The 16,646-nt window shown below is 68.3% G+C and carries 16 protein-coding genes; 9 read left to right on the forward strand and 7 right to left on the reverse strand.

Features of this window, described 5'->3' with window-relative positions:
• Positions 1-14 precede the first annotated feature (14 nt).
• The 3 genes from J0695_RS18645 (at position 15) to J0695_RS18655 (ending at position 3,228) form a co-directional block, all read left to right on the forward strand.
• Complete coding sequence (locus tag J0695_RS18645) at positions 15-800, forward strand: electron transfer flavoprotein subunit beta/FixA family protein (RefSeq protein ID WP_206963222.1); 786 nt, start codon at positions 15-17, stop codon at positions 798-800.
• Between the two features lie 61 nt (positions 801-861).
• On the forward strand, positions 862-1,824 hold the full coding sequence (locus J0695_RS18650; protein ID WP_206963223.1) for an electron transfer flavoprotein subunit alpha/FixB family protein: 963 nt from the start codon (positions 862-864) through the stop codon (positions 1,822-1,824).
• Between the two features lie 105 nt (positions 1,825-1,929).
• A complete protein-coding gene (locus J0695_RS18655; protein WP_206963224.1) occupies positions 1,930-3,228 on the forward strand; it encodes a DUF6986 family protein in 1,299 nt (432 codons plus the stop codon).
• A 20-nt stretch (positions 3,229-3,248) separates the two neighbouring features.
• Here J0695_RS18655 and J0695_RS18660 read toward each other — a convergent pair whose 3' ends face one another.
• Positions 3,249-4,283: a LacI family DNA-binding transcriptional regulator gene (locus tag J0695_RS18660; RefSeq protein WP_206963225.1), complete on the reverse strand. Its 1,035-nt coding sequence runs from the start codon at positions 4,281-4,283 to the stop codon at positions 3,249-3,251.
• A gap of 139 nt (positions 4,284-4,422) precedes the next feature.
• Here J0695_RS18660 and J0695_RS18665 point away from each other — a divergent pair, with 139 nt between their 5' ends.
• On the forward strand, positions 4,423-5,379 hold the full coding sequence (locus tag J0695_RS18665) for an ROK family protein (RefSeq protein ID WP_206963226.1): 957 nt from the start codon (positions 4,423-4,425) through the stop codon (positions 5,377-5,379).
• 3 nt (positions 5,380-5,382) lie between these two features.
• Here the strand turns inward: J0695_RS18665 and J0695_RS18670 are convergent, their stop codons facing one another.
• Positions 5,383-7,416: an NPCBM/NEW2 domain-containing protein gene (locus J0695_RS18670; RefSeq protein WP_206963227.1), complete on the reverse strand. Its 2,034-nt coding sequence runs from the start codon at positions 7,414-7,416 to the stop codon at positions 5,383-5,385.
• Between the two features lie 268 nt (positions 7,417-7,684).
• On the opposite strand from J0695_RS18670, the gene J0695_RS18675 reads away from it, so the two are divergent.
• From J0695_RS18675 to J0695_RS18685, 3 genes are read left to right on the forward strand one after another with little or no spacing between them, the layout of a single operon-like run.
• Positions 7,685-8,980 carry an ABC transporter substrate-binding protein gene (locus J0695_RS18675; protein WP_206963251.1) on the forward strand — a complete coding sequence of 432 codons (1,296 nt, stop codon included), beginning with the start codon at positions 7,685-7,687 and terminating at the stop codon, positions 8,978-8,980.
• Between the two features lie 39 nt (positions 8,981-9,019).
• Positions 9,020-9,934 (forward strand): carbohydrate ABC transporter permease, encoded by a 915-nt coding sequence (locus tag J0695_RS18680; protein WP_206963228.1) that lies wholly within the window; start codon positions 9,020-9,022, stop codon positions 9,932-9,934.
• The gene (locus tag J0695_RS18685; protein WP_206963229.1) at positions 9,931-10,848 is read left to right on the forward strand and encodes a carbohydrate ABC transporter permease; all 918 of its coding nucleotides are present in this window, start codon (positions 9,931-9,933) and stop codon (positions 10,846-10,848) included. Before J0695_RS18680 ends, J0695_RS18685 begins: the two co-directional genes overlap by 4 nt.
• Positions 10,849-10,915: 67 nt before the next feature.
• Here J0695_RS18685 and nadE read toward each other — a convergent pair whose 3' ends face one another.
• From nadE to ku, 3 genes are all read right to left on the reverse strand, one after another.
• Positions 10,916-11,746, reverse strand: coding sequence for an NAD(+) synthase (nadE, locus tag J0695_RS18690; protein WP_206963230.1), 831 nt, complete (start codon positions 11,744-11,746; stop codon positions 10,916-10,918).
• Between the two features lie 76 nt (positions 11,747-11,822).
• Entirely contained in the window at positions 11,823-11,993 is a 171-nt protein-coding gene (locus J0695_RS18695) for a DUF8839 family protein (RefSeq protein ID WP_206963231.1), read from the reverse strand.
• A gap of 199 nt (positions 11,994-12,192) precedes the next feature.
• The gene (gene ku / locus J0695_RS18700) at positions 12,193-13,149 is read right to left on the reverse strand and encodes a non-homologous end joining protein Ku (RefSeq protein ID WP_206963232.1); all 957 of its coding nucleotides are present in this window, start codon (positions 13,147-13,149) and stop codon (positions 12,193-12,195) included.
• 53 nt (positions 13,150-13,202) lie between these two features.
• On the opposite strand from ku, the gene ligD reads away from it, so the two are divergent.
• Positions 13,203-14,087: a non-homologous end-joining DNA ligase gene (gene ligD / locus J0695_RS18705; RefSeq protein ID WP_206963233.1), complete on the forward strand. Its 885-nt coding sequence runs from the start codon at positions 13,203-13,205 to the stop codon at positions 14,085-14,087.
• On the opposite strand, the gene J0695_RS18710 is transcribed toward ligD, so the two are convergent.
• Complete coding sequence (locus tag J0695_RS18710) at positions 14,062-15,165, reverse strand: sensor histidine kinase (RefSeq protein WP_206963234.1); 1,104 nt, start codon at positions 15,163-15,165, stop codon at positions 14,062-14,064. The two genes, ligD and J0695_RS18710, sit on opposite strands and share 26 nt — an antisense overlap.
• Positions 15,158-15,853 carry a response regulator transcription factor gene (locus J0695_RS18715; protein ID WP_206963235.1) on the reverse strand — a complete coding sequence of 232 codons (696 nt, stop codon included), beginning with the start codon at positions 15,851-15,853 and terminating at the stop codon, positions 15,158-15,160. The genes J0695_RS18710 and J0695_RS18715 overlap by 8 nt, the downstream gene beginning before the upstream one ends.
• Positions 15,854-15,940: 87 nt before the next feature.
• On the opposite strand from J0695_RS18715, the gene J0695_RS18720 reads away from it, so the two are divergent.
• The gene (locus J0695_RS18720) at positions 15,941-16,603 is read left to right on the forward strand and encodes a M15 family metallopeptidase (RefSeq protein WP_206963236.1); all 663 of its coding nucleotides are present in this window, start codon (positions 15,941-15,943) and stop codon (positions 16,601-16,603) included.
• Positions 16,604-16,646 lie beyond the last annotated feature (43 nt).

Consider the following 16,646-nt stretch of genomic DNA (forward strand, 5'->3'; position numbering starts at 1 on the left):
GTAGGAGAGCCGGCGTGAGCTTGAGGATCGTTGTCTGTGTGAAGTACGTGCCCGATGCGACGGGTGACCGGCATTTTGCCGGTGACCTGACGGTCGATCGTGATGACGTGGATGGTCTGCTGTCGGAGCTGGATGAGTATGCGGTCGAGCAGGCGTTGCAGATCGCGGATGCGGCGGACGACGCGGAGATCACCGTGCTGACGGTCGGTGGCGAGGACGCGAAGGACGCGTTGCGCAAGGCGTTGTCGATGGGTGCGGACAAGGCGGTGCATGTCGAGGACGACGAGCTGCACGGTTCGGATGTGATGGCGACCTCGCTGGTGCTGGCGAAGGCGGTCGAGAAGACGGGTTACGACCTGGTGATCTGCGGGATGGCGTCGACGGACGGCACGATGGGTGTGCTGCCGGCGATCCTCGCCGAGCGGTTGGGTGTTCCGCAGGTGACGTTGTTGTCCGAGGTGAAGGTCGAGGACGGCACGGTCACCGGCCGCCGGGACGGTGACAGCGCGTCCGAGCAGCTGCAGGCGTCCCTGCCGGCGGTGGTGTCGGTGACGGACCAGTCGGGTGAGGCGCGTTACCCCTCGTTCAAGGGGATCATGGCGGCGAAGAAGAAGCCGGTGCAGTCCCTGGACCTGGAGGATCTGGAGATCGACGCGGCCGAGGTCGGTCTGGCCGGTTCCTGGAGTGCGGTGGACTCTGCGACGCAGCGCCCCGCGCGGACGGCGGGCACGATCGTCAAGGACGAGGGCGAGGGCGGCAAGCAGCTCGCCGAGTTCCTCGTGAGCCAGAAGTTCATCTAAGGCTCCCGCGAGCCCCCTCAACCCACCCTCCTTCCTTCCTTTCTCGCTGGAGTGCTTTGTCATGGCTGAAGTTCTCGTCTACGTCGACCACGTCGACGGTGCCGTCCGCAAGCCCACCCTGGAACTGCTGACGCTGGCCCGCCGCCTCGGCGACCCCGTCGCCCTCGCCCTCGGCGCCGGCGCCCAGGCGACCGCCCCCGTGCTGGCCGAGCATGGCGCGGTCAAGGTCCTCACCTCCGACGCCCCGGAGTACGCCGACTACCTCGTCGTGCCAAAGGTCGATGCCCTGCAGGCCGCGCACGAGCTGGTGTCCCCGGTTGCGGTGCTGGTGCCGTCCTCCGCAGAGGGCAAGGAGATCGCCGCCCGCCTCGCGGTCCGGATCGGGTCGGGCATCATCACCGACGCCACCGACCTCGAAGCCGGCACCGACGGCCCTATCGCCACCCAGGCGGCGTTCGCCGCCTCCTTCACCACCAAGTCCCGGATCACCAAGGGTGTTCCGGTCATCACCGTCAAGCCCAACTCCGCCCCCGTCGAGGCGGCCCCGGCCGCCGGCACGGTTCAGCCCCTCACGGTGTCCTTCTCGGCGCAGGCCACCGGCACGAAGGTCGTCTCGCGCACCGCGCGCGAGTCCACCGGACGCCCGGAGCTGACCGAGGCCGCGATCGTCGTCTCGGGTGGACGCGGCGTGAACGGGGCGGAGAACTTCCACCTCATCGAAGCCCTCGCCGACTCCCTGGGAGCTGCCGTCGGCGCCTCCCGCGCCGCCGTCGACGCCGGCTGGTACCCCCACTCCAACCAGGTCGGCCAGACCGGCAAGAGCGTCTCCCCCCAGCTCTACATCGCCAACGGCATCTCCGGCGCCATCCAGCACCGCGCCGGCATGCAAACCTCCAAGACCATCATCGCCGTCAACAAAGACGCCGAAGCCCCCATCTTCGACCTCGTCGACTACGGCATCGTCGGCGACCTCTTCAACGTCGTCCCCCAACTCACCAACGAGATCAACACCCGCAAGGGCTGAGCGTTCCACTTCCCTGGCCGGGGCCGTTGACCTTGTCAACGGCCCCGGCTACTTTCGTTCTACGGATTGTTGAATCCGCAGAGCGGAAAAGTGGAGGGTGTACGCATGGGTCAGCAGGAGAAGGTGGCAACGAGCCTCGCCGGTACGGTCAGCGAGGACATCAGCGCCTCCCTCGCGGCAGTGGACGCGGAACTGGCCTTCCGCTACCCGGGAGATCCCGGCACCCGCCAGCCCGTGCACACGGTGTACGTACCCGGCGACGTCTTCGCCCCCGAGACCATTCGGTCCTGGGGCGACCAGGCGCTGGAGGCCCTCGACCGGCACGCACCGGACGCGGGCGCGCTCGCGCACGTGCTCGGCATCTCCGACGAGCTCGCGGCGCCCGTGTACGACCGGGTGCGCGCCAAGCTGGAGCGTGAGCCCGTCGAAGACCTGCGCATCGACTTCGAGGACGGTTACGGTCCGCGCCCCGACGCGGAGGAGGACGAGGCTGCCGCCCGTGCGGCCCGGCTGGTCTCGGAGGCGTACAAGAACGGCACGGCGGCGCCGTACATGGGCGTCCGCATGAAGTGCATGGAAGCGCCGGTGCGCGATCGGGGCATCCGCACCACGGACGTGTTCCTCAGCGGGCTGATGCAGGCCGGCGGCCTCCCCGAGGGTCTGGTCCTCACCCTTCCCAAGGTGACGTACGCCGAGCAGGTCACCGCGTTCGTGCAGCTGCTTGAAGCGTTCGAGAAGGCCCACGGGCTGACGTCGGGCCGCATCGGCTTCGAGATCCAGATCGAGACCAGCCAGTCCATCCTGGCCTCCGACGGCACCGCGACCGTCGCCCGGATGATCGGTGCCGCTCAGGGCAGGGCCACCGGCCTGCACTACGGCACCTTCGACTACAGCGCCTGTGTAGGCGTCAGCGCCGCCTATCAGGCCAGTGACCACCCGGCAGCCGACCACGCGAAGGCCGTCATGCAGGTCGCGGCCGCGGGCACCGGAGTACGCGTGTCGGACGGTTCCACCAACGTCCTCCCCGTCGGCCCGACCGCCCAGGTCCACGAGGCGTGGAAGCTCCACTACGGACTGACCCGGCGCGCCCTGGCCCGTGCGTACTACCAGGGCTGGGACATGCACCCCGGTCATCTGCCGACGCGATACGCCGCCGTCTACGCCTTCTACCGCGAGGGTCTCGACGCGGCCGCCGCTCGTCTCGCCGCGTACGTGGCCAAGGCCGGCGGCGACGTGATGGACGAGCCCGCCACCGCCAAGGCGCTCAGCGGCTTCCTGCTGCGCGGTCTGGACTGCGGGGCGCTCGACGACGAAGAGGTCACCCGGCTGACCGGTCTTTCCCGCGCGGACCTGGACTCCTTCTCCAGTCCGCGCCGCGCGGCCCTGACGGTCACCGCCCCGTAAGGCCCCCGGGTACGTACGGATCAGCCCTCGTGGGGCGGGATCTCCCCCGAACCCCGGGCGATCAGGCGCGTCGGCAGAACCTTCTGGTCCGGCGCGCCGCCCGCCCCCTCCAGGCGGCGGAAGAGGCTCTCGGCCGCCGTCCGTCCCAGGGCCGCGGCATCCTGGGACACCACGGTGATGCCCAGCAGATCGGCCAGCTCGATGTCGTCGAATCCGACAAGAGCGGTGGGGCGCTTCCGCCCGGCCAGCGTGCGTACCGCGGTGACGGTCACACGGTTGTTGCCCGAGAAGATCGCGGTGACCGGATCGGGGGCGTCGAGCAGCGTGGTGACGGCGGTCGCGACCCGGTCCGGGGCGGTGGTGCCCAGCGAGACCCAGGACTCGTCGACCCGCAGCGAGGCGTCCTCCATCGCGGCGTGGTAGCCGCGGAGGCGTTCTATCGCGGTGTGGATGCGCGGCTGGTCACCGATGAAGCCGATCCGCCGGTGGCCGTTCGCGATCAGATGGGCGACGCCGTCCCGGGCGCCCCCGAAGCTGTCGGACCGTACGACGTCCGCGTCGATCTTCCCGGCGGGACGGTCCACGAACACGGTGGCCACCCCGGCCGCGATCTCCGGCTCCAGATAACGGTGGTCGTCCCCGGCCGGGATGACGATCAGTCCGTCCACCCGGCGCGCGCAGAGGGCGAGCACCAACTCCTGCTCGCGCTCCGGGTCCTCGGCGCTCGATCCGTTGATGAGCAGGGCGCCGTGCGCGCGGGCGACCTCCTCGACCGCGCGGTTCAGCGGGCCGTAGAAGGGGTCGGCGAGGTCTTCCAGTACGAGACCGATGCTCGCGGTGCGGCCCTTGCGCAGCACTCGGGCGCTGTCGTTGCGCCGGAAGCCGAGGGCTTCGATCGCCTCCTGGACGCGGCGCTCCGTGTCGGAGGTGACACCCGACTCGCCGTTCACCACCCGGGAGACCGTTTTGAGGCCGACCCCGGCGCGGGCCGCGACGTCCTTCATGGTCGGCCGATTGCCGTAGCGGGGCTCGGAGTGGCGGGCGGTCTCGGCCACGGTGCGCTGTCCTGTCGTCGACTGCAGAGGGCTGTGCGGGCTGTGGCGTCGAGCATAGAGCCTGGACAACGTTGTCAGGGGAATGGAGACTGGTCGTCGCAGCCTTCAGTACCCCTTGCCACCTGGAGATCCGACACCGATGCACAACGACCTCTACGCCGCGCTCGACATCGGCGGCACCAAGATCGCCGGCGCGCTGGTCAGCGGTGACGGACGGATCCTTCTCCGTTCGCAGGCTCCGACCCCCGCTCGGGAGGACGGCGCAAGGGTCATGGGAGCCGTCAGTACGGTGCTCGACACCCTGATCGCCGACCCCCGCTGGGGACGGGCGAGCGCCCTCGGCATCGGCAGCGCGGGCCCCGTGGACGCGTCCGCAGGTACGGTCAGTCCCGTCAACGTCCCTGGCTGGCGCGGCTTCCCGCTGGTCGAGCGGGTACGGAACGCCACCGGCGGACTGCCCGTCACGCTGGTCGGCGACGGCGTCGCGATGACGGCCGCCGAGCACTGGCAGGGCGCGGCCCGCGGCTATGACAACGCCCTGTGCATGGTGGTCTCCACGGGGGTGGGCGGCGGTCTGGTCCTCGGCGGCAAGCTCCACCCCGGACCCACCGGCAACGCGGGCCACATCGGCCACATCAGCGTCGACCTCGACGGGGACCCGTGCCCCTGCGGAGGGCGCGGCTGCGTCGAGCGGATCGCCAGCGGCCCCAACATCGCCCGCCGGGCGCTGGAGAGCGGCTGGCAGCCGGGCCCCGACGGCGACGCCACAGCGGCCGCCGTGGCCGCGGCGGCGCGTGCGGGCGACCCGGTCGCCGTCGCCTCGTACCAGCGCGCCGCCCAGGCACTGGCCGCGGGGATCGCCGCCACCGCGACACTGGTCGAGATCGACATCGCGGTGATCGGCGGGGGAGTGGCGGGCGCGGGCGAGGTGCTCTTCGCCCCGCTGCGGCGCGCGCTGCACGACTACGCGACGCTCTCCTTCGTACAGCATCTGAAGATCGCTCCCGCGCTGATGGGCACGGACGCGGGCCTGGTGGGTGCGGCGGCCGCCGCCTCGCTCAGTGCGCAGGGCGAGACGGCAGCCGTCGGCAGCTAGCGGCTAGCAGCTGAGTGTGGCGTCCGCCCAGTCGGCGTGGTCGGAGTCGTTGCCGTCCCCGCCGTCGGTGACCACCAGGCGTACGACCTTCGCGCCGCTCACATCGGCCGAGAGCGGCTGTGCGGGCATGGCGTTGGTCAGCACCCCGGTCGAGGCGACCCTCTTTCCATCGGCCCAGATCTCGAAGGTGACCGTGCCCTTGGCCCCCTTCTCGTCGTCGACGCCCACCTGCGCCGTGACGGAACTGCACCTTGCACCCGTGTAGTACTCGATGGCGCTGTCCGCGTGCGCCCCGATCCCCTTGGCGTAGACGGTTCCGCCGAGGGTGATCGGGGTGCCGTCGCCCGCGGCGCTCTCACCGTTGCTGGTGTTGCGCTCCACGGGCCCCCAGCCGTTGCTGGACGACATCCAGGGCAGGTCGCCGAGGGAGGAGACACCGGCGGGCGGCGGCACCACCACGCTGCCCTGGAAGGGCAGCCGGGTCTCCACGTGCGTACCCGAGGGCGAGCGATACGTCGCGGTGAGCGTGAAGTCGTACGCCCCCACGGCCGCGCTCGCGGGCACGGTCACCTGCCACTTCGTGGTCAGTGCCTTGCCTGTCGGCACGGACGCCTTGGACGTCGGGCTGTGCGGCGTGACCTTCCAGCCGGCGGGTCCCGTCAGCGAGACGGCGACCTTCTGCGCAGGCGTACGGCCGAGGTCGGTGACCGTGGTGGTCAGATCAACCGTCTTGCCCGCCTCCGCCAACGGGTTCCCGTCCAGGCCGAGTTCGACCGCAGGCGGGTTCTTCGCCCACTCCTTGTCCGCCGAGACGCGCAGCAGCACGGTGCCGTGCGCGGGCACGGTCGCCGAGACGGTGCCCGCGGTATTGAAGCTCTGGTGGGTCCACAGGTCGCGCTCGGTGTACGCGGCCGCCTTGGGCAGCCCCGCTGCCTGTGCGGTGGTGGCGATGCGCTGTGCGCTGCCGGTCTCGTTGAAGAGGGCGATCGTACGGCTGCCGTCCGCCATCTCCTTGGACACGACCCAGCGGCCGTCCTCGGAGGAGAGCACGGTGCCCTGCTTGCCGAGGGGATCCTGATCGACCGCGATGACTTCACGGTTGGTGACGATGTCGAAGGTCTCGGGCGTCGCCTTGCGCAGATCGGAGCCGATCAGCAGGGGGGACGCCATGACGGACCACATCGAGAAGTGCGTGCGGTACTCGGTGCCGGTCATGCCGCCGTTGCCGACCTCCAGCATGTCCGGGTCGTTCCAGTGCCCGGGGCCTGCGGCCGATGCGAGCGGCAGGTTCTGCTTCATGATCGACAGCATCGATCCCCAGCTGTCGCTGATGTCACCGGTGGTGCGCCAGAGGTTGCCGACGTCCGCCGCCCACTCCCACGGCTTGTTGGAACCCCACTCGCAGATGCTGTAGACGATGGGGCGCCCGGTGGCCTTGAGCGCGTCGCGCATCGTCGTATAGCGCTGTACGGCATCCACGCCCTGGTTGTTGCAGTTGTCGTACTTGAGGTAGTCGACGCCCCAGTCGGCGAACTGCTGGGCGTCGCTGTACTCATGGCCGAGCCCGCCGGGGAATCCGGCGCTGTTGCAGGTCTTGGTCCCGGCACTCGTGTAGATGCCGAGCTTCAGCCCCTTGGAGTGCACATAGTCCGCAACTGCCTTGATCCCGTGGGGGAAGCGCACCGGGTCGGGCACGAGCTTGCCGGCCGCGTCACGCTGCGGGAGTGCCCAGCAGTCGTCGAGATTGACGTACTGGTATCCGGCGGCCTTGAGGCCCTTGTCGACGAAGAGGTCGGCGATGCCCTCGACCATCGACTCGTTGAACTCGGCCCTGCATCCGGTGGAGTTCCAGTTGTTGAAACCCATCGGAGGGGTGAGGGCGAGACCGTTGTCCAACTGCGGCGCGGCTGTGCTCGTGGCCGGGGCCTCGGCGCCGTGTGCCGCCGCCGGAGCAGCCAGACCGCCGGCACACAACAGGGCGGTGGCCAGCGCTCCGAGGATTCTTCGGTAGGTGGTGCGGGGTGGAAGATGACGCATCGTTACGTTCCTCCGTGTTCGCCAGTCATCGGATCACTTCATGTACGCGTCAGAGACGCGCGTTTACGTTAGAGCCTGTTGAAGTCTGTTGGAAGAGATGCGGTAACGGTTGTTCGATATCTCGTTAAACCCCTTGACTGGTCCCCCACTTGGGAGTGAGATCCAAGCCTCGCGTTCGGTTGTGTTGGGTTCCACCCTGGAGGAGGGGGACATGGCGCAGTCTTCGTACAACGGTTCAGCCATACCTGGAAGCGTGGCCGGACATCGGATGTCCCGTCGAAATCTTCTGCGCGGCGCGGCGGCCGGCACTGGTGCCGTGGCGCTGCCTTCGCTGCTCGCCGCCTGCAGCAGCGGCCCCGGGGGTGACTCCAAAACCATCAGGATGGGGTCGAACTCCTCGGACCCGGTGCCGAAAAAAGCCTTCGCGGACGCGTTCGCCGCGTACGAGAAGCAGTCCAAGGCGGGCCGGAAGATCAAGGTCAACACCGTTGACCACAACACCTTCCAGGAGAACATCAACCGCTATCTGCAGGGCAAGCCGGACGATGTCTTCATGTGGTTCGCCGGCTACCGCATGCAGTTCTTCGCGAAGAAGGGGCTGCTGCTCGACATCAGCGACCTCTGGAAGACCTACCAGGGCTTCTCTCCCGCGCTGAAGGACCAGTCGACGGGCGAGGACGGCAAGCAGTACTTCACGCCGTACTACTACTATCCGTGGGCTGTTTTCCACCGCAAGAGCCTCTTCGACCAGCACGGCTACACCGCCCCGAAGACGCTGGACGAGTACATCGCGCTCGCCAAGCAGATGCAGAAGGACAAGCTGATCCCGATCGCCTTCTGCGACAAGGACGGCTGGCCCGCCATGGGCACCTTCGACTACATCAACATGCGGACCAACGGCTATGAGTTCCACAAGTCCCTGATGGCGGGCAAGGAAGCCTGGACCGACAAGCGGGTCAAGGACGTCTTCGACACCTGGCGCAGTCTGCTCCCGTACTGCCAGCCCGGCGCCAACGGCCGCACCTGGCAGGAGGCGGCCACCAGCCTCCAGCAGCGCAAGACGGGCATGGCGGTCTTCGGGATGCCGCACCCCGGCGCCCAGTTCCCCAAGGCGGAACAGACCGACATCGACTTCTTTCCGTTCCCGGAGATCAATCCGGAGCACGGCCAGGACGCCGTCGAGGCACCCATCGACGGATTCCTGCTGGCGAAGAACTCGAAGACGCTGAAGAACAAGAAGACGCTGGAGAGCGCGAAGGACCTGCTCGCCTATCTGGCCACGCCCAAGGCCGAGGACACCTACCTCGCCGGTGACCCCAACAACATCGCGGTCAACAGCGGAGCCAGCACCTCGACCTACTCGTCGCTGCAGAAGAAGGCGGTCGAACTGGTCTCGGGGGCCAAGCAGATCTCCCAGTTCCTGGACCGCGACACCCGCCCGGACTTCGCCTCCACCGTGATGATCCCGGCCATCCAGAGCTTCATCAACAACCCCAAGGACGTCGACGGCCTGGTCAACGGGATCGAACGGCAGAAGAAGACCATCTTCGCCACCGAAGGCTGACCGGCTCCTACCGACCAGACCCACCGGGAGTTCACAGACGTGTCGCTCACCTCCGCGCGGCGCGCCAAGCGACGAGGCCCACGGCGCTTCACCCGCCGTGACCTCGTTGTACTCGGCGTGCTGCTGGGCATTCCGGTCCTGCTCGACATCGCCATCGTGTGGGGCCCGACGCTCGCCTCCATAGTCCTGTCGTTCACCAGCTGGGACGGCATCGGATCGATCCACTGGGTCGGTACGCAGAACTACACGAACCTCTTCACCAACTACCCGCCGTTCTGGCCGGCGGTACGGCACAACCTGATGTGGCTGGGCTTCCTCGGGCTCATCGCCACGCCGTTCGGCCTGCTGCTCGCCGTGGTCATCGACCGGGGCGTGCGGTTCAGCCGCTTCTACCAGTCGACGATCTACATGCCCGTGGTGCTCTCCCTGGCCATCGTCGGCTTCATCGCCCAACTGGTCTTCTCCCGCGACCAAGGGGTGCTCAACGCCGTACTGGGCAACAAGGACAACCCCACCGACTGGCTCGGCGATCCGAACCTGAACATCTGGATGATCCTGATCGCCGCGGCCTGGCGGCACACCGGGTACGTCATGATCCTCTACCTGGCCGGGCTCAAGGCCGTCGACCCGACGCTCAAGGAAGCGGCCTCCATCGACGGGGCGAACGAGCGGCAGATCTTCTTCCGCGTCGTCTTCCCGACGCTGCGGCCGGTCAATGTCATCGTCGGCGTCATCACCGTCATCGAGTCGCTGCGCGCCTTCGACATCGTCTACGCGGTCAACCATGGCCGCAACGGCCTGGAAGTGCTCTCGGTGCTCGTCACGGACAACATCATCGGCGAGGCCAGCCGGATCGGCTTCGGCTCCGCGATCGCGGTGGTGCTGCTGGCCGTCTCCATGGGATTCGTCGTGACGTACCTGGTCCAGGAGATCCGAGGGGAGAAGAACCGATGACGCTCGACACCACGGTGGACGTCGCGGCCCCGGCGCCGGCGAAACCCGCGCGCCGGCGCACCGTCCGGCCCGGCCGCCTCGGCGTGCACGCCTTCCTCATGGCTGTCTCGCTCGCCTTCCTGGCGCCGCTGCTGCTCGCCGTCTACGCCTCGCTGAGGCCGTACGACGAGACCTCGAAGTACGGCTACTTCTCCCTGCCGAGGCATCTCTCCTTCGACTACTACCAGCAGGCCTTCAGCGACTCGGGGATGACGAAGTACTTCGTCAACACCATGATCATCGCGATCCCCGGTGTGATCGTCACGCTGTTCCTGGCGTCCTTCGTGGCCTTCGCCGTCTCCCGGCTGCGGCTGAAGGGCGGCATCGTCCTGCTGATGCTTTTCACAGCGGGCAATCTGCTGCCGCAGCAGGTGATCGTCACTCCGCTGTACGTCGTCTTCAACCGCATCCCGCTGCCGTACTGGATGTCCGACTCGATGACGATGTTCGACTCGTACTGGGCCGTCGTCGCCGTCCAGGTCGGATTCCAGATGGGCTTCTGCGTCTTCGTGCTCGCCAACTTCATGCGGACGCTGCCGCAGGAGATCCTGGAGGCGGCGATCGTCGACGGTGCGGGGGTCTGGACGCAGTACTGGCGCATCACGCTGCCGCTGTGCCGCCCGGCACTCGCCGCACTGGGCACGCTTCAGTTCACCTGGATGTACAACGACTTCCTGTGGGCGCTGGTCTTCATGTCCGACGGCGACAAGCTCCCGATCACCTCGGCGCTGAACAACCTCCGCGGCCAGTTCTTCACCGACTACAACCTGCTCGCCGCGGGCTCGGTGATCGTCGCCCTGCCCACGCTGATCGTCTTCCTGCTGCTCCAGAGGCACTTCATCGCAGGACTGACGCTCGGCTCCAGCAAGGGATAGATACGACGCGTGGCGTGCCGCCTGCACGGCGGCACGCCACGGCGCCGCCCTCAGGAATCTAGGGGCCTCAGGGGCCGACGGGCAGCTGGCGCTTGTGCTCGGTGAGGCGGTAGCGGGTGACGATCGTCTCGAAGGCCCGCTCGTCCACCGGCTTGCCCTCAAGGAAGTCGTCGATGTCGTCGTACGTGACCCCGAGCGCGTCCTCGTCCGTCTTGCCCGGGTCAAGCGTCTCCAGGTCGGCCGTCGGAGCCTTCCAGACCAGCTCCGAGGGCGCGCCCAGCGCGTCCGCGACGGCGCGCACCCGGCGCTTGGTCAGGCCGGTCAGCGGGACCAGGTCGGCGGCGCCGTCACCGAACTTGGTGAAGAAACCGGAGACGGCCTCGGCCGCGTGGTCGGTGCCGACGACCAGGCCGCTGTGCGCGCCGGCCACCACGTACTGGGCGATCATGCGCTGCCGGGCCTTGATGTTGCCGAGTACGAAGTCCTGGTGGTGGGCGTCGCGGAAGCTCACGCCCCCGGCCACCGCGGAATCGAGCGCGGCGTCGCTCGCGGGCCTGACGTCCACGGTCAGCACCTGGTCGGCCTGGATGAAGGAGAGCGCGAGCTGGGCGTCGTGCTCGTCGGCCTGGACGCCGTACGGCAGCCGCATCGCGTAGAACCGCGCCTCGTGCCCGGCGGCGCGCGCCCGCTCGACGGCGAGCTGGCACAGCCGGCCGGTGGTGGTCGAGTCGACGCCGCCGCTGATGCCGAGCACGAGGGCGCGCAGACCGGTGGAAGTCAGCCGCTCGGCGAGGAAGGCCACCCGGCGCTCGATCTCGCGCTCGGCCTCGAAGGTCTCGGCGACCTGGGTTTCCCGGGCGATCTCCTGCTGCAGGGCGATGGACGCCGACTCGCTCACGTCTGCTCCTTGTTCCGCTTCATGATGTTGCTGTCGCGGCCACTCTATCCAGGGGCATCCGGCGGAGCGGGATCGGCTACTCGACGGACTCCAGCTGCCTGGCCACCACGAGGAACGCGTCCGCGTCGAGATCCATCACGACGTCGACCGCGTGCCCCAGCTCGCGCTGCGCCGCCGCGAACTCCTCCGCGGGCCAGCTGCCCCGCGGGCCCCCGGCCGGAAACTGCTGCACCACCATGCGGTTCATGTCGAACTCCCTTGTCCCACTCGGGTTTTCCGGTGCTGGAGAACCCAACGAGATGCCGTGCACATGCGTCACGGTCTCCCCTTCCCCCGTGGAAGGACTACTCGCGTAGAAGGACGCCGTGGGGAGTACGGAACGTTGCGGCGGGGCGGGCAACAATCCCGTCACGGATGTCGGGCTTCCGTACGGGGGAGGTACGCGCTCAGGCCGTCGCGCGCTTCTTCGCCGCCGGTGTCTTCTTGGCCGGAGCCCGTTTCGCCGCCGACTTCTTCGAGGCCGACTGCTTCGTGGCCGTCTTCTTGGCCGCGGCCTTCTTCGGGGTCGACTTCTTCTGCCCGGGGCGCAGCGCCGTGACCTTGGCGGTGGTTCCGGTCTCGTCGCCGCGGGCCTCCTTGGCCTCGCGCACGCTGTTCTGCAACGCGGCCATGAGGTCGATGACCTTGCCCCCGGACGGCGTCCCGCCGGAGTCCGGCGTCGCCGCCCCGCCGGACGCCTTCGCGGCGACCATCTCTTCCATGGCCTCGCGGTAGCCGTCGCGCAACGACGCCATCTCGACTTCGCCGAGCGTGCTCATCAGGGTGTCCGCCAGATCGAGCTCGGCGTCGCTGACCGACACCGCGCCCTCGGGCGCGACTCCTTCGGGGGTACGGATCTCGTCGGGCCAGAGCAGTCCGTGCATCGCGATCACGTCGTCGACCACACGCAGCATCCCGAGCCGCTCGCGCCCGTGCAGGGCGAACTTCGCGACCCCCACCTTCTCGCTGCGTTTGAGCGCCTCACGCAGCAGGGTGTACGGCTTCGCGGCGGGGACGCCGTTCGCGACGAGGTAGTACGCCGAGCTGAGCTGGAGCGGATCGATCGAGTCGGCCGGGGCGAAGGAGACGATCTCGATGGTCTTGGCGGTCGGCAGGGGCAGCGTGGCCATGTCCTCGTCGGTGATCGGGATGATCGAGCCGTCGGCGTCCTCGTACCCCTTGCCGATGTCGGCGGACGCCACCTCCTCCTCGTCCAGCTCGCACACCTTCCGGTAGCGGATACGTCCGCCGTCGGCGGTGTGGATCATCTTGAAGCCGATCGAGTGGTTCTCGGTGGCGTTCACCAGCTTGATAGGGATGCTGACCAGGCCGAACGAGATGGCGCCGTTCCATATGGATCGCACGATGACTCCTGCCCGAGGGGTCTGTTTGTCGTGAATCGTGGGATTCTCATGGTATGTCGCCGATGACCGAGGTGGAGGGCCGAAGGCTGGCGCTCAGCAATCTGGACAAGGTCCTGTACCCGTCCACGGGCACCACCAAGGGCGAGGTCCTCCACTATTACGCCACCACCGCCGGATCCCTCCTCGCGCATCTGTACAACCGGCCGGTCTCCTTCCTGCGCTACCCCAATGGGCCCGACGGCCAGCATTTCTTCACCAAGAACGTTCCGCCGGGGGCGCCCTCCTGGGTCCGTACCGCCGAGGTGCCGCGTTCCGGCGGGAAGACCGCACGCCAGGTCCTCGTACAGGACGTGGCCACTCTGATGTGGGCCGCGAACCTGGTCGCCGAGTTCCACGCACCGCAGTGGCAGGCGGAGACCCCGGGGGTCGCCGACCGCCTCGTACTGGACCTGGACCCCGGCGCGCCCGCCACGGCCGTCGAGTGCTGCACCGTCGCGATGTGGCTGCGCGAGCGCCTCGCGGCCGACGGGCTGCACGCGTACGCCAAGACCAGCGGGTCGAAGGGGCTGCACGTACTCGTCCCGCTCGAACCCACTCCTTCCGAGGACGTGAGCGCCTACGCCAAGCGCATCGCCGTCGAGGCGGAGGCCGATCTGCCCGCCCTCGTCGTCCATACGATGGCCCGCGCCAAGCGCCCCGGGAAGGTTTTCGTGGACTACAGCCAGAACTCCGCGGCGAAGACCACCGCCACGCCCTACACGCTGCGCGCCCGGCCCTTGCCGACCGTCTCCACGCCCGTCACCTGGGACGAGGTCCGCGACTGCGGAGCCGCCGAGGAGCTGGAATTCCTGATGGACGACATCGCACCGCGCCTGGAGCGGTACGGCGACCTCCTCGGGCCGCTGATCAATCTCAACCGCGCCAGGCCCCTGCCGTGACGGTGTGCGGCGATACCGCGGGCAGTTCCACCGTGACGCGGATCCCGCCGGCAGGGCGCGGGGTGAGCGTGAGCGTTCCGTCGTGTGCCTGGGTGATGGTTTTGACGATGGCCAGGCCGAGGCCGACGCCCCCATGGCCGGCGTGGATGCGTTCGGTGCCGCGCTGGAACGGTTCGGTGAGTGTCGCGGTCAGCTCCGGGGTGAGCTTCACGCCGGTGTTTTCGACGGTGAGCACCACGGTCCCGGCGCGGACGCCGGTGTTCACCCACACGGTGCCCTCGGGCCGGTTGTGGACGATCGCGTTGTGCACGAGGTTCGTGGCCAGCTGCAGCAGGAGCGCCTGCGATCCGATCGTGTGGGCGATGTCGCCGCTGGTCTCGAGGGTGACGCCGCGCTTTTCCGCGAGGGGGAGGAGTGTTTCGGTGGCTTCTTCCGCCATGAGGGACAGGTCGACATGTTCGCGGGTGAAGGACCGGTGGTTGGCGCGGCTGAGCACGAGCAGTGCCTCGGTGAGGTCGATGGCCCGGGTGTTGACGGCGTGGAGGCGGTCGAGAAGTTCGCCGGTGTCGTGGTGCGGATCGGTGCGGGCCACGTCGATCAGTGTCTTCGAGATGGCGAGGGGGGTGCGCAGCTCATGAGAGGCGTTGGCCGCGAATCTCTGCTGTTCGGTGACGTGCGCTTCGAGCCGTACGAGCATCATGTCGAAGGCGTCGGCGAGTTCGCGGAACTCGTCCTTGCGGCCCGGTAGTTGGATCCGGTGGGAGAGGGATCCGTTCGTGGCCAGGCGGGTGGCGTCCGTGATCCGGGTCAGCGGGGCGAGCATGCGGCCCGCGAGGATCCAGCCGCCCAGGAGACCGAATGCCAGCAGGAAGACCATCACCGTGCCCGCGGCCGACGCGAAGTCGCGCAGCAGGAAGGAGCGGACGAGCACCCCTCCGGAGACGTTCGTATAGGCGGGCAGGTGGCGCAGGACGAACACCCACACCACCGCGAGCAGCAGAACGCCGGCCAGCATGATGAATCCGGCGTAGCTGAGGGTGAGCCTGAGGCGAACGCTCAATCCGGGCGCTCTATCCACGGTCTCCTCCCTCACGTCCGGTGCCGGGTGCCGCGTCGATGCGGTAGCCGACGCCGGGCACGGTGGCGATGACCCAGGGTTCGCCGAGCCGTTTGCGCAGTGCCGAGACGGTGATGCGTACGGCGTTGGTGAAGGGGTCGGCGTTCTCGTCCCACGCGCGTTCCAGGAGTTCCTCGGCACTGACGACACCGCCCTCGGCGGTGACGAGGACTTCGAGCACGGCGAACTGCTTCCGGGTGAGTGCGACGTAGCGGTCGTCGCGGTGGACCTCGCGGCGGAACGGATCCAGCCGCAGACCTGCGATCTCCCGCACGGGAGGCCTGTTGTGGGCACGTCGGCGGTCGAGTGCTCTGAGTCTGAGCACGAGCTCCCGGAGTTCGAAAGGTTTCGTGAGGTAGTCGTCGGCGCCGAGTTCGAACCCCGAGGCCTTGTCGTCGAGCCGGTCGGCTGCGGTGAGCATGAGGATCGGCATGCCGCTGCCGGAGGCGACGATGCGCTTGGCGATCTCGTCACCGGACGGTCCGGGGATGTCGCGGTCCAGGACGGCGATGTCGTAGGAATTGATGCTCAGCAGCTCCAGAGCGGTGTCGCCGACCCCTGCGATGTCGGCCGCGATCGCCTCCAGGCGCAGGCCGTCGCGGATGGCTTCCGCCAGAAACGGTTCGTCCTCGACGATCAGCACACGCATGCTCTCGATGCTACGAGCCGACGCATATCGTCGGCATATCGAAAACCGCATACGTGACGGCAACACCCCGCTGCCTTGACTGGCGGTATGACGCGAATCCCACCATCAGCACGAACATCGACCCGCCGGTTTCGATGGCTCATCGTCCTCGGCCTGCTGGTCGTCATCGCAGCGATCACCGCACTATTCGGCTACCAGGTGCCCAAATCCTCGTCCTTTTCCCCTTCGGTTCTCCCGCCGGCCCCCTCGGCTGCACGGCCCTCGCACACTGATCGCGGTGAGCACCGTGGTGCGCCCGGTGTGACCGACGGTGTCGTTCCCGACGGTGTGACGGTCTTCGACGACGCGATTCCAGCGGTGGCCAACCTCGACCCTGGTCTCCTCAAGGCCCTCCACCAGGCTGCGAGGGCCGCCGCGCCAGACGGAGTCGAGTTCTACGTCAACAGCGGCTGGCGTTCCCCGGAGTACCAGGATCAGCTGCTTCAGGAGGCGGTGTCCAAGTACGGGTCCGAGGACGAGGCCGCCCGATGGGTCGCCACCGCGGCGACGTCCCCTCATGTGTCGGGGGACGCGGTCGACATCGGGCACTCCGATGCGACGACATGGCTGTCCGAGCACGGCGCCGAGTACGGGCTGTGCCAGATCTACCGGAACGAACCCTGGCACTACGAACTGCGCGCCGATGCGAGCGACCGTGGCTGCCCGAGGATGTACGCCGACCCCACCCAGGACCCGAGGATGCAGAAGTGACCGGCAGTGAGCGAGCACGGACGATGACGCAGGTGGACACGGC

It is taken from the genome of Streptomyces beijiangensis (genome assembly GCF_017315755.1).
Taxonomy (GTDB): Bacteria; Actinomycetota; Actinomycetes; order Streptomycetales; family Streptomycetaceae; genus Streptomyces; species Streptomyces beijiangensis.

Bases quoted from the DNA above. Each gene is read 5' to 3' on its own strand.
- J0695_RS18650 (WP_206963223.1), top strand. From the start codon at position 862: ATGGCTGAAGTTCTCGTCTACGTCGACCACGTCGACGGTGCCGTCCGC.
- J0695_RS18695 (WP_206963231.1), bottom strand. From the start codon at position 11,993: ATGAACCGCATGGTGGTGCAGCAGTTTCCGGCCGGGGGCCCGCGGGGC.
- J0695_RS18720 (WP_206963236.1), top strand. From the start codon at position 15,941: ATGACGCGAATCCCACCATCAGCACGAACATCGACCCGCCGGTTTCGA.
- J0695_RS18665 (WP_206963226.1), top strand. From the start codon at position 4,423: ATGCACAACGACCTCTACGCCGCGCTCGACATCGGCGGCACCAAGATC.
- ligD (WP_206963233.1), top strand. From the start codon at position 13,203: ATGTCGCCGATGACCGAGGTGGAGGGCCGAAGGCTGGCGCTCAGCAAT.
- J0695_RS18670 (WP_206963227.1), bottom strand. From the start codon at position 7,416: ATGCGTCATCTTCCACCCCGCACCACCTACCGAAGAATCCTCGGAGCG.
- J0695_RS18715 (WP_206963235.1), bottom strand. From the start codon at position 15,853: ATGCGTGTGCTGATCGTCGAGGACGAACCGTTTCTGGCGGAAGCCATC.
- J0695_RS18655 (WP_206963224.1), top strand. From the start codon at position 1,930: ATGGGTCAGCAGGAGAAGGTGGCAACGAGCCTCGCCGGTACGGTCAGC.
- J0695_RS18685 (WP_206963229.1), top strand. From the start codon at position 9,931: ATGACGCTCGACACCACGGTGGACGTCGCGGCCCCGGCGCCGGCGAAA.
- J0695_RS18675 (WP_206963251.1), top strand. From the start codon at position 7,685: ATGTCCCGTCGAAATCTTCTGCGCGGCGCGGCGGCCGGCACTGGTGCC.